Annotated in this window: 13 protein-coding genes and 1 tRNA gene; 5 read left to right on the forward strand and 9 right to left on the reverse strand. The window is 61.4% G+C overall.

Annotation, left to right across the window (positions count from 1 at the left end):
- Nucleotides 1–35: 35 nt before the first annotated feature.
- Both AC3WVQ_RS07685 and AC3WVQ_RS07690 read right to left on the reverse strand, forming a co-directional pair.
- Nucleotides 36–1,409, reverse strand: coding sequence for an ISNCY family transposase (locus AC3WVQ_RS07685; protein WP_112984237.1), 1,374 nt, complete (start codon nt 1,407–1,409; stop codon nt 36–38).
- A gap of 116 nt (nt 1,410–1,525) precedes the next feature.
- The gene (locus AC3WVQ_RS07690; RefSeq protein ID WP_060517157.1) at nt 1,526–2,536 is read right to left on the reverse strand and encodes an IS30 family transposase; all 1,011 of its coding nucleotides are present in this window, start codon (nt 2,534–2,536) and stop codon (nt 1,526–1,528) included.
- Between the two features lie 235 nt (nt 2,537–2,771).
- On the opposite strand from AC3WVQ_RS07690, the gene AC3WVQ_RS07695 reads away from it, so the two are divergent.
- Nucleotides 2,772–3,719, forward strand: coding sequence for a phosphoribosylaminoimidazolesuccinocarboxamide synthase (locus tag AC3WVQ_RS07695; RefSeq protein ID WP_090301558.1), 948 nt, complete (start codon nt 2,772–2,774; stop codon nt 3,717–3,719).
- Nucleotides 3,720–3,751: 32 nt separating this feature from the next.
- Here AC3WVQ_RS07695 and AC3WVQ_RS07700 read toward each other — a convergent pair whose 3' ends face one another.
- The 3 genes from AC3WVQ_RS07700 to metG are packed head-to-tail and all read right to left on the reverse strand — an operon-like array spanning nt 3,752 to nt 6,930.
- Nucleotides 3,752–4,585 (reverse strand): MBL fold metallo-hydrolase, encoded by an 834-nt coding sequence (locus tag AC3WVQ_RS07700; protein WP_060517160.1) that lies wholly within the window; start codon nt 4,583–4,585, stop codon nt 3,752–3,754.
- Nucleotide 4,586: 1 nt separating this feature from the next.
- Nucleotides 4,587–5,366: a TatD family hydrolase gene (locus tag AC3WVQ_RS07705; protein WP_492382687.1), complete on the reverse strand. Its 780-nt coding sequence runs from the start codon at nt 5,364–5,366 to the stop codon at nt 4,587–4,589.
- A gap of 10 nt (nt 5,367–5,376) precedes the next feature.
- Nucleotides 5,377–6,930 (reverse strand): methionine--tRNA ligase, encoded by a 1,554-nt coding sequence (gene metG, locus AC3WVQ_RS07710; protein WP_110819174.1) that lies wholly within the window; start codon nt 6,928–6,930, stop codon nt 5,377–5,379.
- A 176-nt stretch (nt 6,931–7,106) separates the two neighbouring features.
- On the opposite strand from metG, the gene AC3WVQ_RS07715 reads away from it, so the two are divergent.
- On the forward strand, nt 7,107–7,412 hold the full coding sequence (locus AC3WVQ_RS07715; RefSeq protein ID WP_060610969.1) for a nucleoside triphosphate pyrophosphohydrolase family protein: 306 nt from the start codon (nt 7,107–7,109) through the stop codon (nt 7,410–7,412).
- Here the strand turns inward: AC3WVQ_RS07715 and AC3WVQ_RS07720 are convergent.
- The 4 genes from AC3WVQ_RS07720 to AC3WVQ_RS07735 all read right to left on the reverse strand — a co-directional run bounded on the left by AC3WVQ_RS07720 (nt 7,407) and on the right by AC3WVQ_RS07735 (nt 11,475).
- Nucleotides 7,407–8,435, reverse strand: coding sequence for a DNA polymerase III subunit delta' (locus AC3WVQ_RS07720; protein ID WP_110819175.1), 1,029 nt, complete (start codon nt 8,433–8,435; stop codon nt 7,407–7,409). The genes AC3WVQ_RS07715 and AC3WVQ_RS07720 overlap by 6 nt on opposite strands.
- Nucleotides 8,432–9,115 (reverse strand): dTMP kinase, encoded by a 684-nt coding sequence (gene tmk / locus AC3WVQ_RS07725; RefSeq protein WP_226020682.1) that lies wholly within the window; start codon nt 9,113–9,115, stop codon nt 8,432–8,434. The genes AC3WVQ_RS07720 and tmk overlap by 4 nt, the downstream gene beginning before the upstream one ends.
- A gap of 101 nt (nt 9,116–9,216) precedes the next feature.
- Nucleotides 9,217–10,377: a D-alanyl-D-alanine carboxypeptidase family protein gene (locus AC3WVQ_RS07730; protein ID WP_060517170.1), complete on the reverse strand. Its 1,161-nt coding sequence runs from the start codon at nt 10,375–10,377 to the stop codon at nt 9,217–9,219.
- A 63-nt stretch (nt 10,378–10,440) separates the two neighbouring features.
- Nucleotides 10,441–11,475, reverse strand: a complete 1,035-nt coding sequence (locus tag AC3WVQ_RS07735; protein ID WP_060517172.1) for a septal ring lytic transglycosylase RlpA family protein — start codon at nt 11,473–11,475, stop codon at nt 10,441–10,443.
- A gap of 311 nt (nt 11,476–11,786) precedes the next feature.
- On the opposite strand from AC3WVQ_RS07735, the gene AC3WVQ_RS07740 reads away from it, so the two are divergent.
- The 3 genes from AC3WVQ_RS07740 to AC3WVQ_RS07750 all read left to right on the forward strand — a co-directional run bounded on the left by AC3WVQ_RS07740 (nt 11,787) and on the right by AC3WVQ_RS07750 (nt 15,302).
- A tRNA-Ser gene (locus AC3WVQ_RS07740) sits at nt 11,787–11,876 on the forward strand.
- Nucleotides 11,877–11,974: 98 nt separating this feature from the next.
- Nucleotides 11,975–12,640 carry a CBS domain-containing protein gene (locus AC3WVQ_RS07745; RefSeq protein ID WP_060600651.1) on the forward strand — a complete coding sequence of 222 codons (666 nt, stop codon included), beginning with the start codon at nt 11,975–11,977 and terminating at the stop codon, nt 12,638–12,640.
- Nucleotides 12,641–12,845: 205 nt separating this feature from the next.
- Nucleotides 12,846–15,302: a phosphoketolase family protein gene (locus AC3WVQ_RS07750; protein WP_181432605.1), complete on the forward strand. Its 2,457-nt coding sequence runs from the start codon at nt 12,846–12,848 to the stop codon at nt 15,300–15,302.
- Nucleotides 15,303–15,304: the final 2 nt, after the last annotated feature.

Here is a 15,304-nt window from a genome sequence, read left to right on the forward strand (position 1 = left end):
CTTCGGCTTTAGCTTTGAGATGTTGCGATGACGGATCATTCCGCAGCATCAAGTCGGGAAAGGGCCTTCTCACGTCGCGCGATCACCACCGGATCGTTCGTGAAGTCCGTCCACTTGCCCGGCTTGCGGCCACGCGGTTTGTAGCCATTCTTGTCGCTGTTCGTCTTCACGGCCGGCTGCGTCTGCTGGTCCTGACGTTCCTTAATGTAAGCCAGGACATCGGAAAGCCGCTTGTTCTCGGTGATCGCCGCATGCGTCACCCGCTGGTCCTTGTCGAACACCCTGTAGGACAGGGAATGGCCTTTCCACCGCACATCCAATCGGCCATCCGCATAGGCATAGGTTTCGACATAGCGACCAGCCAAACCGCGCGTCACCTCGGTCTCCTCGAGCATGATCCGCCGGCGCTCAAACGAAAACGTCAGTTGCGCTCCGACATAGCGCTGCTCGCGTTTGCACAGGATCTCGGCCAGCCGATCCGGTGCAAGGTTCATCGGCCGGTGCAGGTCATCGGGTCGGGCAGGGACAATGGCAAACCGCGCGTTGTAGTGCTCTATGAAGCCAGGCAAAAATGCATTGCCAGCCTCCATGTCGTCGATACCCGCCAGCCTTAATTCCTTGACCAAGCGATCTTGCAGCGTCCGGTTCATCCGTTCGACGCGACCTTTGGCTTGACTGGAGTTTGCGCAAAGAATCTCGATGTTTAACTCGCAAAGCGCTCGCCCGAACTGCGTCATGCCCTGGCCACCCTTGGCATCCTTCTTCGCCACCCGGAACACCGAATGCTTGTCGGAGTAAAAGGCGACCGGTGCCCCGTGATGCTTGAGATACAGCGCCAGCGCTTCAAAGTAGGTGAAGGCGCTTTCCGAACGCACAAACCGCACCTGCATCAACTTGCCCGTCGCATCATCGACGAACACCAGCAGCGAGCATGACGGCCCACGATCCTCAAACCAGCGATGCTCCGACCCGTCGATCTGCACCAGCTCGCCATAGGCCTCGCGTCGCAAGCGTGGCTGATGAAACGTCCGCCGCTGCTTGCGCGACAGCCAGAGGCCGTCGTCCGACATCCATTGGCGCAGCGTCTCGCGCGATACCGTCAGTCCATCGCGTTCGGCTAGCTTCTCGGCCGCCAACGTCGGTCCGAAGTCCGCATAGCGTTCGCGAACGAGCGTCACCGCATAATCCCGAACACCGTCGCTGATCCGGTTGTTCGAGGGTCGGCCGATCGCCTTATGCCGGATTGAAGCCGCGCCGCCAGTGTTGATCCGCTCCAGCAGACGACGGACCTGACGGGTGCTCAGTTCAAGCACGCGCGCCGCCGACGCCAACGTCATGCGTCCGGCGATCACTTTCGACAAAACCTCAATCCGTTGCAGATCGCGCTCGCTCATCGCAATCAATCCCATCCGCAACCTCCCAGGTCATCAAAACCCGGGGAGAGTGACATTCCAACTTTGCAGGATCAGGACACTTTAACTTTGCGGTGTGAGTTCACGCCGAACTGCGACTTGCGCGTGCAACGCTAACCGACACGCCGCATTTGCGCGAGCAGTTTCTTGCGGAAGACTTCCGCGGGCGTTCGATAGCCGAGGCACTTTCGGGGCGTCGAGTTAAGCCGATCGCAAATGTCCTTCAGGTCACCGTCGGTGATCGATAGAGGATCCACCTCTCTCGAAAGCCATTTGCGAGCACGGCGATTGGTGTTCTCAACGGTGCCTTTTTGCCACGGCGCCTGCGGGTCGCAGAACCATGTCTGCGTTCCGATGCCAGCCTGGAGATACGGCCATTCGCTGAATTCGGTGCCACGGTCAAAGGTAATCGACCGGCGGGCGAGATGGGGCAGGGACTGCAGCGCCTGGATCAGCCCGTCCATGATCGGCTTCGATTGCCGGTCGTTGTTGCGCAGGAAGACGGCAAAGCGACTGACTCGCTCGACCAGCGACGTCACATTGGCCTTGCCGAACTTCTTGCGAAATTGAATGAGATCGCACTCCCAATGACCGAACTGCTTGCGCTCGTCGACCGCGTCAGGACGATGGAGAATGTTGAGTTCCGGGCTGAAACGGCGGCCGTAGCGCCGCCTGGCATGCCGCGGTCGACGTCTCGCGCGACGTTCCGGCAGATGCCGCCACAGCTTGATGGCAAGGCCGTCTGCGGAATAGGCGAATTTGTAGATCGTCTCGTAGCTGACGGAAATCGGATGACGCTCAAGCCGCATGCGGCCGGCGATCTGCTGCGGCGACCAGCCATGCATGATCCGCTCGATCACCGATCGGCGCACATGCGCAAACCGAGCAAGCTTGCGCAGCTTGGCTCTGCGCTCACGCGCCATCTCGTTGGCCGTGACACAGTAGTAGCCGCTGAGCTCCGGCATTTGCACATCGTCGAAAGCATTGCGGCTGAGTTCCCGGAAAATCGTCGAGCGATGCCGCCCAAGCTTCTCGGCGATCACAGTGACACTCAGGCCAGCCGCTCGCCACCGGGCGATCCTACGACGTTCATCCATATCGATTTGGGAGTAGGTGCGTCTCATGAGCCATTCCTTGCGAGTGACAACCCATTGGTATCTATCGCAAGTCGCACTTCATCCTTGAACCCACCCGGCTACATGCAAAGATCACATAAGATAGATTATGGAACTAACGTATATGCCGGAAAGCATGGATTGCGGCTGAACGTTGCCTTGGCGAGCTTGACCGGGCCTTTCCAGCCTGCTTAGCGTTCCCGAACCGAACACCTCATTTTCAAGGCCAGATGTGATGAGCGAATTGCGCGTTCTTTCAGATGCTTTCATTCCGGAACTGCCAAACCGCTACAAAGGCAAAGTTCGCGAAAACTACGACTTGCCCGATGGCAACCGCATCATCATCGCGACGGACCGCCTCAGCGCCTTCGACGTCATCCTGACGTCGATCCCGAACAAGGGTCACGTGCTGACGCAGACGGCGCGCTACTGGTTCGAGGAAACCGCCGACATCTGCCCGAACCATGTGGTCAGCTATCCGGACCCCAATGTCGTCATCGGCAAGCGGCTCGACATCCTGCCGGTCGAGGTCGTCGTGCGCGGTTATCTCGCCGGAACGACCAGTACCTCGATCCTGACGAAATACCGCAACGGCGAGCGCGAGATGTACGGCATCACCCTGCCGGACGGAATGCGCGACAATGAGAAGCTTCCCCAGGCAATTATCACGCCCACCAGCAAGGCTTTCGACGGCGGCCATGACGAGCCGCTTTCGGTCGAAGCGATCATCGAGCAAGGACTGCTGACGAAGGAACAGCTCGATACCGTCTGGCAATATGCGCTTGCGCTGTTTGCCCGCGGTCAAGAGCGCGCCGCCGAGCGCGGCCTGATCCTCGTCGACACCAAATACGAGTTTGGAACCGACGAAAACGGCACGATCATTCTCGCCGACGAGATCCACACACCCGACAGCAGCCGCTACTGGATCGCCGACAGCTACCAGGAAAGCTTCGAGCGCGGCGAACGTCCCAGGAGTTTCGACAAGGATTTCGTCCGTGCCTGGGTCACTGCGCGCTGCGATCCCTACAAGGATCCGATCCCGGAAATTCCACTTGATCTCATCGAGCAGACCTCGGCGGTCTATATCGAAGCCTTCGAAAAGATCACCGGCCAGCGCTTCGTTCCGGACCTGTCGGGTGCGACGGTTCTGGATCGCATTCGCGCCAACCTGACGCCATATTTCTCGAAATAAATCAGTATATTATAGATTTATTCTAATCTGATTTAGGCGCCGGGCGTAGGATCATCGACATCGAATTCGAGCCGCATCAGGTCGTATGCCGGCTCGATATGATCAGGCGTCTCGCCTTGCACCGTGTCGTAATCCAGCGGCACATGCATGTGTGTTAGCACCGCCCGCTTCGGCTTGAGGCGCTCGATCCAGCCGAGCGATTGCACCAGTGACAGATGGCTCGGGTGGAACTTGTACTGCAGCGTATCGATCACCAGCAGATCGAGGTCGCCGAGCTTGGCAATGGTCTCGGCCGGAAAATCGCTGACATCGCTGCAATAGGCAAAGTCGCCGATGCGGAAGCCCAGAGAATGAATATTGCCGTGAAACTGCATCAGCGGCCGGAACGCGATCGGCCCGCCGGCGCCTGATATCACCACCGGCGACAGATCATCGGCAATGATGTGCGGCTCGACGATCGGTGGATAGCCGCTGCCTGGCGGTGATTCCAGGCAATAGCCAAACCCCTCGCGAATACGGCCCATCGTATAGGCATCGGCCCAGATCGGCACCCGCCTGCGGTTTTCGATGACGTAACCGCGCAAGTCGTCGATCCCGTGCAGATGGTCGGCATGGGAATGGGTATAGATCACCGCATCGATGTGGCGCACGTTCGTTGCGACCATCTGCGCACGAAAATCCGGCCCGGTGTCGATGACGACGGTCGTCTTGCCGCCGTCGGGCGCGATTTGCTCGACGAGCAAGGCCGCGCGCATGCGCCGGTTTTTCGGATTGTCAGGATTGCAGGCGCCCCAGTCCCCGGTAATGCGCGGCACGCCTGGTGACGAGCCGCAGCCGAGAATGGTGAACGTGCGCCGGAACGCCACGTCAGAGCCTCGGCATCGTGGAGAAGACGCGGAAGGCATTCTCCGTGGTGATCCTTGCAATCTCCTCAGTGGTCACCCCGATCGTCTCGGCAAGCACGGCTGCCGTATGGGCAACGTAAGCCGGCTCGTTGCGCTTGCCGCGGAACGGCTTCGGCGCGAGGTACGGCGCGTCGGTTTCGACGATCATCCGGTCATGCGGCACGGTCTTGGCGATTTCACGCAGCTCTTCGGATTTCGGGAAAGTCAGGATGCCCGAAAAGGACACGTAGCCGCCGAGCTCCACGCCGACACGGGCGAGCTCCGGACCGGAAGAGAAGCAGTGCAGAAGGAAAGGGAAGGCCCCCTTCCCGGTTTCCTCGGCCAGGATCGCCGCCATGTCCTCATCGGCCGAGCGGCTGTGAATGACGAGCGGCAGGCCGGTCTCGCGGGCAGCCGCAATGTGACGACGCAGGCCCTCGACCTGGGCCTCGCGCGGCGCATTGTCATAGAAGTAATCAAGACCTGCCTCGCCGATCGCCACCACCTTCGGATGGGCCGAAAGCCGCACGAGATCCTCGGTGGTGATATCAAGCTCCTCGTCCGCATTGTGCGGATGAGTGCCGACGGAACAGAAGACGTTCGGATAGGCCTCGGCGATCGCAAGGATCGTCTCGAACCGCTTCACGCGGGTCGAGATCGTGATCATCTGCTCGACGCCCGCGTCCTGAGCCCGCGCGATGATGTCATCGCGCTCGGCTTCGAAATCGGGGAAGTCCAGATGGCAATGGGTATCGATCAGCATGCTCGACGCCTTACTGCGCTTCCGGTGCCACGTAGCGCGGGAACACCGGCTTAGGCGCTTCGAGGGGCGTGCCAGAAACGAGGCGTCCCGCCTCGCCCAGTGCCGCAAAGTCGCGCTTGTCGGCCGGTGCTGCCACCAGGTCGAGCAGCTTGGCCGAGGATTCCGGCATGAACGGCTGCAAGAGGATGGCGATCTGGCGCACGACTTCGGCCGTCACGTAAAGCACCGTGCCCATGCGGGCCGGATCGGTCTTCTTCAGCGCCCATGGCTCCTGGCCGGCGAAGTAACGGTCGGTCTCGGAGACCACGGCGATGATGGCTGCCAGCGCCCGGTGGATCATCTGCTTGCCCATCTCGTCGCGGGTGATTTCAAGCAGTGCGTCGGCCGCAGCCAGCATCGCCTTGTCCTCGTCGGTCAGGGGGCCGCACACGGGCACCTGGCCGTCGCAGTTCTTGACGATCATCGACAGCGAGCGGCTCGCCAGGTTGCCGATGCCGTTGGCAAGGTCGGAATTGATGCGGGTCGCGATCCCTTCCTCGCTATAGCTGCCGTCCTGGCCGAAGGAGACTTCGCGCAGGAAGAAGTAGCGGATCTGGTCGAGACCGAAATGTTCGACGAGGTTGAAAGGGTCGACGACGTTGCCGAGCGACTTCGACATCTTTTCGCCCTTGTTGAGCAGGAAGCCGTGCGCGAAGACGCGCTTGGGCAGCGGCAGGCCGGCCGACATCAGGAACGCCGGCCAGTAGACCGCGTGGAAGCGGATAATGTCCTTGCCGATCACATGGATGTTCGCTGGCCAGAACTTGGCGCGCGGGCCCTTGGGGTCGTCGAGATAACCGGTCGCGGTGATGTAGTTCGTCAGCGCGTCGACCCAGACATACATGACATGCGCCGGATCGTTCGGCACCTTGATGCCCCAGTCGAAGGTGGTGCGCGAAACCGAGAGGTCCTTGAGGCCGGACTTCACGAAGGAGATCACTTCGTTGCGGCGCTCGGCCGGGCCGATGAAATCCGGATTCTCTTCGTAGTGCTTCAGCAGCTTGTCCTGGTATTCGGACAGCTTGAAGAAGTAGCTCTGCTCCTCGACCCACTCGACCGGCGTCCCCTGCGGGCCGTAGCGCACGCCGTCGGCGCGCAGCTCGGTCTCGTTCTCCTGATAATAGGCTTCGTCGCGCACCGAATACCAGCCGGCGTAGGAGTCCTTGTAGAGGTCGCCCGCCTCGCCCATGCGGATCCAGATGTCCTGCGACGCCTGATGGTGGCGCTGCTCGGTCGTGCGGATGAAATCGTCGTTGGACGCGTTCAGGGCCACGGCCATCTTCTGGAATTCGGCCGAATTGCGGTCGGCAAGTTCCTGCGGCGTCACGCCTTCCTTGCGCGCCGTCTGCTGCATCTTCTGCCCGTGCTCGTCCGTGCCGGTCAGGAAGAAAACCTCACGTCCGTCGAGGCGCTGGTAGCGCGCCATGGCATCCGTCGCGATCAGTTCATAGGCATGACCGATGTGCGGCTTGCCGTTCGGGTAGGAAATCGCTGTCGTGATGTAGAAGGGGGACGTGTCTCTCATAGGCGGATTCGATCTATCTCGGATTAAGCTACGCACGCTCTTAGCGCATACGCTGTTAGGAAGAAACATGCGATCCATGAAAAGCCCGGCCGAAGCGGCCGCCGCCACCGCCCTCCTCCTTGCGCGCCCCGCGTGCAAGATTTAGAACAAACGGGAAACAAATGAGGGGGGGAGTCGTGCTGGATCAACTTGGCAGCCAATTTGAAACCGCGTCGGCCGGCTATGCCGCCGCGCACGGGATCGAGCGCGATCCCGACTGGTTCATCTTGAAGATGCAGGAGGAAATGGGGGAACTGACCCAGGCCTGGAACAAGCTGAGCGGTCGCGGGCGGTCCCAGGGGAAATCGCCGGACGACCTCCGGACACAGATGGCCGACGAGACCGCAGACCTTCTTGGGCACGTCCTGCTCTTCGCGCAGCACCACAAGCTGGACCTCCAGGCGGCGATCGAGCGAAAATGGCGTTTTCAACCGGCGCTATAGCGCCGCTTTCATATCGTCGAGCAGCGACAGAATGGTCTGCTTTCGGTCGAGATTATAGGCATCGCTGACCGTCAGTCGCTCGGTCACGGAGGCTGACAGCCGGGCGAAGCGGTCGGCGCGCATGATATCGCCCGAAACGGCCGCCTCCCGCGCCTCCCGCATGATGCGATCGCTGGCAAGGGCCTGGAAGAAATCGAAGATCGTTTCGCTGTCCTTGCCGGCGAGTGCATCGGCGAGCTTGTGCATGTCTTTCCGGACAGACGGTCCCTGCCCTGTAAGGATGCCCTCGAAGGTTGCCGCGATTTCCAGTCCGCCATAGTTGATCAGCTTCAGCGCCTCGGCGACGCTGCCGCTGGCGGCTGCGATGATGCGCCCGGCATTCTCGCCCTCGAGATCGAAACCGAGATGCGCCAATGCCTGGCCGAGCGGTGCTGCGTCGAGCGGCTTCAGTCGCAGCGGCAGGCAGCGCGAGCGGATCGTCGGCAGCAGTTTTCCGGGTGCATGCGTCAGCACCAGGAACAGCGAGCGGCGCGGCGGTTCCTCGAGGATCTTCAGGATGGCGTTGGCCGCATTGCGATTGAGATCGTCGGCCGGATCGATGATGACGATGCGCCAATTGCCCGTGCCGGAGGTCTGGCTGAAGAACTTGCCCGCGCGCCGGACCTCGTCGACGGTGATCGCCCCCTTCGCCCTTCCCGTCTTTTCATCGATCGGGCGGGCCAGGTGCAGGAGATTGTGTGAGGCGCCGGAGGCAAGCTGCCTGCCGATCGCAGAGGTCGGGTCCGGGTCGGCAAGCGTTTCAGGCGCGTCGGACGGTTCAGGATTTTTTAGGATGTGATGGGCAAAGCGGAAGGCAAGTGTCGCCTTGCCGATCCCTTCCGGCCCTTCGATCAGGATCGCGTGGTGCCCCTTGCCGGAGCGATAGCTCTGCGCCAGAAAGGCTTCCGCCTGCTCATGGCCGAACAGGCGATTGTTCTCCGCGGGCGCAATGGCGCCATCAAGGACCCCGGCTCTTTCGCTCATGACACGGCTTCCTCGGCCGACGTGTCCGTGCCGTCGCCATGCGGCAGAAGCGCTTCGACAAGCGAAAGCACCTCGGCGGTGATGGCCTCAACCGGCTGCGTCGCATCCACCACCCGGCACCGCTCGGAATCGCGTCTGGCAATGTCGAGAAAGGCGTCGCGCCGCTTCTCGTGGGTCTCTAGTTGTTCCTTTTCGAAACGATCGGGATTGTCGTCGCCGGCGCGGCGTTGCGCCCGCTCGAGGCCGACGCTGGCGGGCAGGTCGAAGATCACGGTGCGGTCCGGCACGACACCGTTGATTGCTACGCGCTCCAGGCTTTCGACGAAGCTTTGTTCGAGATTGCCGGTGATGCCCTGGTAGACGCGCGAAGAATCCATGAAGCGATCGCAAAGCACGATGATGCCCTTGTCGAGCGATGGCCGGATGACCTCCTCGACATGGTCGCTGCGGGCTGCGGCAAAGAGAATCGCCTCCATCCGCACTCCGAAGGATTCCGCAGCCCCCGAAAGCAGCACGTGACGCACCGCCTCGGCGCCGGGAGAACCACCCGGCTCGCGCGTCGTCAGCACCTCGTAGCCGCGGGCGCGCAGGGAATCGGCTAGCAGGCGGAGCTGCGTCGACTTGCCGGCACCTTCCCCGCCTTCGAATGTTACGAATAGACCTTTTTTCAGCGACACCATGCTTTCCCGTATCGGCATGCGGTTTGGCCCTGTTTAGCCGATTGGTCCTCCGGGCGAAACCGTCAGGTGACGATTTGAAGAGGCATTCGAGTGAGCGCGGCTCAGAGCCAGAAGAAAAGCAGTTCCTGCAGGGCGTCGACCGCGCGGCTCGTCAGGGTTCCCTGCCCCACCGCGCCGGCCGTCTTGACCGGGACCTCGCGCAACAGTTTCTCGCCGTTCCACAGCTTGACGACGCCGACTTCCGTGCCGGCCGTCACCGGCGCCCGCAAGGGCCACTTGTAGACGATGCGCGCCGTCAGCCGCTCGGGATTGTTGACCGGCAGCAGCACGTCGACCGGACCGCCGGCCACCAACGCGACGTGAGACGCGTCGCCGCCATAGACGGCTGCCTCGCCGATCGCTTCTCCATCGGCGAAGATCCGCTTCTTCTCGAAGGCGGTCATCGCCCAGTCGAGAACCTTGCGGCTTTCTTCGATGCGTTCCTTGTCGGTTTCAAGGCCGCCCATCGCGAGATAAACGCGGCGGTCACCGCGTTGCAGCGACGCGGCGAGCGAAAAGCCGAAACCTTCGGCAAAGCCCGTTGCCAGGCCGTCCACGCCGATATTGGCGGAGATCAGCGGGTTCTTGTTGCGTTGGAGGATCTTGTTCCATTCGAATTCCGGCTGCGAATAGAGCCGGTAGAGATCGGGATGCGCTTCGTGCAGGTGGCGGACGAGCGTCACGAGCTCGCTCATCGTGATCTTGTTGCCGGGATCGGGCAGACCGGTGGCGTTGCGGAAGGTCGCAACCGGCATGCCGAGTTCGCGCGCGCGCGCCGTCATGCGCTCAGCGAACGCACCTTCGCTGCCGGTCATGCCCTCGGCGAGAATGATGCAGGCATCGTTGGCCAGCTGAACGGCTACGCCCTGCAGGAGATCGGCGACCCGGATGCGCGACTTCAGAGCGGCAAACATCGTCGAGGTGCCGGCCGGCGCGCCGCCGGTCCGCCACGCATGCTCCGATACGTCGTAGAGGGTTTCGGGCGAGACTTCGCCCTTGCCGAGCGCTTCGGCGACGACCTCCATGGTCATCAGCTTGGCAAGCGAAGCGGGTGGGATCGGGTCGTTTTCGGCACGCGAGAAAAGCACCGTGCCGGTTTCTGCATCGACCAGCAGGATCTGCTTTGCCTTGGTGTCGAAGGCGGGTGCCGGCGTTTGCGCGAATGCGGCGCCGGCAAACAACGCAAGGCCAAGGAAAGCGGCCGAAAGCATCTTCATGCGCATGGGAAACTCCGGTTTCCCCTCGGGCATAGCAGCGTGGTCATTTTGGCACAACGCCGAGAACTGTTAACGGGCCGAACCGTTCGTTTTCTGGCGCTTGGCGTAGTCGACGATGACTTGCGGCGTTAGCTGCTTCTTGTCGACCATGATCGCTTCGAAGGGCGATTCGGCGTCGCTGACGCGAACTTCGTAATAGGCAGCCGCATATGCCATGTTGCCGTCGGGCATCGGAATGTACTCCGGCCGCTCGCGCGGGATCGGGCCGATTTCCGGCAGCATGACGAATTCGTTGAACGACGCCGGCTGCTGGGCAAACTGCGGCACGGGCGCGGCCATCGCGGTGACCGGTTCGCTGACGTCGAGCGACGCCTTGGCCGGCACGGTGATGGTGCCGAGGCTTTGCTTGCGGAACGGTTCGTTCGAGGCAACCATCACGCCGGTTGCGATCTGCCCTTCGGGCATGATGCTCGGCCCGCGCTGGCCCTTCTCGACATAGGACGCCATCAGGTAAGGCATGTCGTTGCCTTCGAGCGGTGCGCGGCCGACATATTGCACCTTCACCTGTGCGCTGCCCTTGCGCTTGATGTCGAGCAGGTCCGCCGTTTTCGAGGAAACGTCGATGATGCGGCCGTATTCGTAGGGGCCGCGATCGTTGACGCGCACGATGACCGAGGTGCCGTTTTCCATGTTGGTGACGCGGGCGTAGCTCGGCAGCGGAAACGTCGGATGGGCGGCCGACAGATGCGCCTTGTCGTAGACTTCGCCGTTGGCGGTCAGGCGTCCGTGGAAGGCGGAGCCGTACCAGGATGCCATACCCGTCTTGTTATAGCCGAAGTCTTCCTTGGGCTGGTACCACTTGCCCTTGACCTGATAGGCCTTGCCTACCTGAAAGCGTCCGCCGCCCTTCGGGATGTTGTTGCCGGTGGCAACGCGCGGGCTCGCCTTTACGCCATAGACGGATTCAGGAAAGTACTCCTTGCTCCGCGCAGTTTTCTTGACATTCGACGTGGAGCCGCAGGCGGCAAGCGTTACGCACAGTGCCGGGATCGCCGCAAGGCGCAGTCCCTTGACCAGATATGCCGCATTTTTATTGGAGGTCATCTGTCCCACAACATCGATCGATAAAGCCGTACTCGAAACCTTCCGCTTACCCCCAGCGGAAATCTCGACGTCCCGAAACGGAACAGGTGTGTATTCATGACATCATCAAGGCAAAAATGCGAACTCATCCACAGGCCGGCTCCGCATTTCGTGAGTTATGGTTTACGGCTGGTTAACGTGATCGGGCCCGGCGCCTGCTCTTCAAAGCGGTCGAGAAAATCTTGCAGCGACGCATGTTAATTCTTGCAAAGCGCCAAGGCTTCGCGCAATAACGCCGTGCCCGGCACGCAGTCGCGCGGTGCTTCAGGCAAGGACAGGTGGCCGAGTGGTTTAAGGCTCTGGTCTTGAAAACCAGCGTACGGGAAACCGTACCGTGGGTTCGAATCCCACCCTGTCCGCCATTTCCCTTTTCTCCACCCATTAGTTGTCGAACCGACGAGATGGGACTACCTTACGAAGCGTAATGACGGTGCCAAGTCCTTTGGGGAGCGGGATCGACATGCGCGTTAAAGATGTGATGACGACGTCGGTCGTCAAGTTGTCCCCTGACAACAGCGTCAGGCAGGCGGCCCGGATTATGCTCGACAATCATGTCAGTGGCCTTCCCGTGGTCGACGGTGATGGAGCCCTGGTGGGCGTCATCAGCGAAGGCGACCTCATTCGCCGGAGCGAGCTTGGCGGCGGCATTCCGGTCGCCGACCCGACCGGGGCCGCGGACGAGCGGGCGAGCGCCTATGTGCGCCGATCCTCCTGGAGGGTCGGTGATGCCATGACGGCCAATCCCGTGACCATCGATGAGGATGCCTCCGTCGCGCGCGTTGCGTCTCTGATGCGGGAGCGCGGCATCAAGCGTGTACCGGTGCTTAGAAACGGCCTTGTTGTCGGTATCGTCAGTCGCGCCGATCTGCTGCAGGCGATCTTGTCTGCAAAGCAAGACGAGACGGCGGCCGGCGACGAAGCCATCCGGCGCAGTATCCTGGTGCGCATCGGCGAAAATACCGGTCTTGAAGGCCTGGACATAAAGGTCGCCGTGACCGACGGCATCGTGCACCTCTGGGGCAACGTGGATACCGCCGATTGCCGTAAGGCGGCCCGCATCCTCGCTGAGAACGTGCGCGGCGTTCGCGGCGTGGTCGAGCACTACGCCGAGCCCTATCCGCAATAAGATATGCGTCGAGACCGCCGCGGCCTGTGTCCGCGGCGCTGCAAGCGTATTCCTGCTGCTGTCGTTCGTACTTCAAGCGTTCCACCATCCTGCCCGCCGCAGAAAAAACAGCAACGACCGTAGCGAATTCGAGAGACTGCGATGGCTTGCGCGACGGCAAGCTGGAGGGAATTTCAGCATAGGTCCTTTTGACCGGGAGGCTCAGATGGTTTCGCCTGAAACAGCATCCATGAAAGAGACGGCATCCGGAAAATCAGCAGCACCGTTGTCGGCCGACGAACTCCGCCTGATGGACGCCTATTGGCGCGCTTCGAACTATCTGTCGGTCGGGCAGATCTATCTGCTCGACAATCCGCTTCTGCGCGAGCCGCTGAAGCGCGAGCACATCAAGCCGCGCCTGCTCGGCCATTGGGGCACGTCGCCGGGCCTCAACATGCTCTACGTGCACCTCAATCGCGTCATCAAACGCGACGACCTCGACATGATCTATATCATCGGTCCCGGCCATGGCGGGCCGTCTCTGGTGGCGCATGCCTATCTGGAAGGGACCTACACGGAGTTTTATCCGAACATCGCCGAAGACGCCGAAGGCATGCAGCGGCTGTTCAAGCAGTTCAGCTTTCCCGGCGGCATCCCGAGCCATGTGGCGCCGGAAACGCCCGGCAGCATCCATGAGGGCGGCGAGCTTGGTTATGCGCTCAGCCACGCCTATGGCGCCGCCTTCGACAATCCCAATCTGGTCGTTGCCTGCATTGTCGGCGATGGCGAGGCCGAGACCGGGCCGCTTGCGACGGGCTGGCAGAGCAACAAGTTTCTCAACCCTGCCCGCGACGGCTGTGTTCTGCCGATCCTGCACCTGAACGGCTACAAGATCGCCAATCCCTGCTTCCTCGCCCGCATTCCGCACGACGAGTTGAAGAAGTTCTTCGAGGGCATGGGCTACAAACCCTATTTCGTCGAAGGGCATGATCCGGCAAAGGTCCACCAGCAACTGGCAGACGTGCTCGATACGGCGACGGCCGAAATCCGGCAGATTTGGGACGATGCCCGCATCAGGGGCAATCTGAAGCGCCCGGCCTGGCCTATGATCATCTTCCGCACGCCAAAGGGCTGGACCTGTCCGCCGGAAATCGACGGTAAGAAATGCGAGGACTACTGGCGCGCACATCAGGTGCCGATGGGCGAGATGGAGAAGCCCGAGCACATCCGCATCCTCGAACAATGGATGAAGAGCTATCGCCCGGAAGAACTCTTCAGTGACGAGGGCCGGCTGAAGCCCGAGATCGCGGCGCTCGCCCCATCCGGACATCGCCGCATGAGCGACAATCCGCATGCAAACGGCGGCCTGCTGTTGCGCGACCTGAAAATGCCGGGCTTCCGGGACTACGCCGTCGACGTTCCGAGCCCGGGTGCCACGACCGTGGAAGCGGCGCGCGTGATGGGCAAGTTCCTGCGCGACGTGATGAAGAACAACATGGACGCGAAGAACTTCCGGCTGTTCAGCCCGGACGAAAACAACTCCAACCGATGGCAGGATGTGCTCGAGGTCACCGACCGCTGCTACATGGCCGAGATCTATCCGGAGGACGATCACCTCTCACCGGATGGCCGCATCATGGAAGTCTTGAGCGAGCATCAATGCCAGGGTTGGCTTGAAGGCTATCTCTTGACCGGGCGCCACGGCTTCTTCTCCTGCTACGAAGCCTTCATCCACATCATCGATTCCATGTTCAACCAGCACGCCAAGTGGCTGAAGGTCTGCAATGAGATCCCCTGGCGCCGGCCGGTCGCGTCGCTCAATTATTTCCTGAGCTCCCATGTCTGGCGGCAGGATCACAACGGTTTCAGCCATCAGGATCCGGGCTTCATTGATCATGTCGTCAACAAGAAGGCTGAGGTCGTCCGCGTCTACCTGCCGCCGGATGCCAATACGCTGCTGTCGGTCACCGACCATTGCCTGCGCAGCCGCAACTACGTCAACGTCGTCGTCGCCGGCAAGCAGCCGGGCCCACAATGGCTGACGATGGAACAGGCCGTGCGCCATTGCAGCATGGGTGTGAGCATCTGGGACTGGGCCAGCAACGACGCCAACAGTGAGCCGGACGTCGTCATGGCCTGCTGCGGCGACACTCCGACGCTGGAAACCCTCGCCGCCGTCCAGCTGCTGCGCGAGCATCTGCCTGAAGTGAAGGTCCGGGTCGTCAACGTCGTCAACCTGATGAAGCTGCAGCCGGCGGAAGAACATCCGCATGGCCTTTCGGACAGCGACTTTGATGGCATCTTCACAAGGGACAAGCCGATCATCTTTGCCTTCCACGGCTACCCGTGGCTGATCCATCGCCTCACCTATCGCCGCACCAATCACGGCAACCTGCATGTTCGCGGCTACAAGGAAGAAGGGACGACCACGACACCGTTCGACATGGTGGTGCTGAACGAACTCGACCGCTTCCACCTGGCCGGCGATGCCATCGATCGCCTGCCGCAGCTCGGCGCGCGGGCGGCCTACTTCAAGCAGGCGATCCAGGCCAAGCTGATCGAGCACCGGGAGTATATCGAGAAGCATGGCGACGACATGCCCTCGATCAGCGGCTGGAAATGGGGCGTTAACGGGGTGCAGCCTGCCAAGGCTGGGACATCGACCGAAGGGGACAATGTCTAAGG

This window comes from Ensifer sp. EB106-05-01-XG146, from assembly GCF_058791875.1.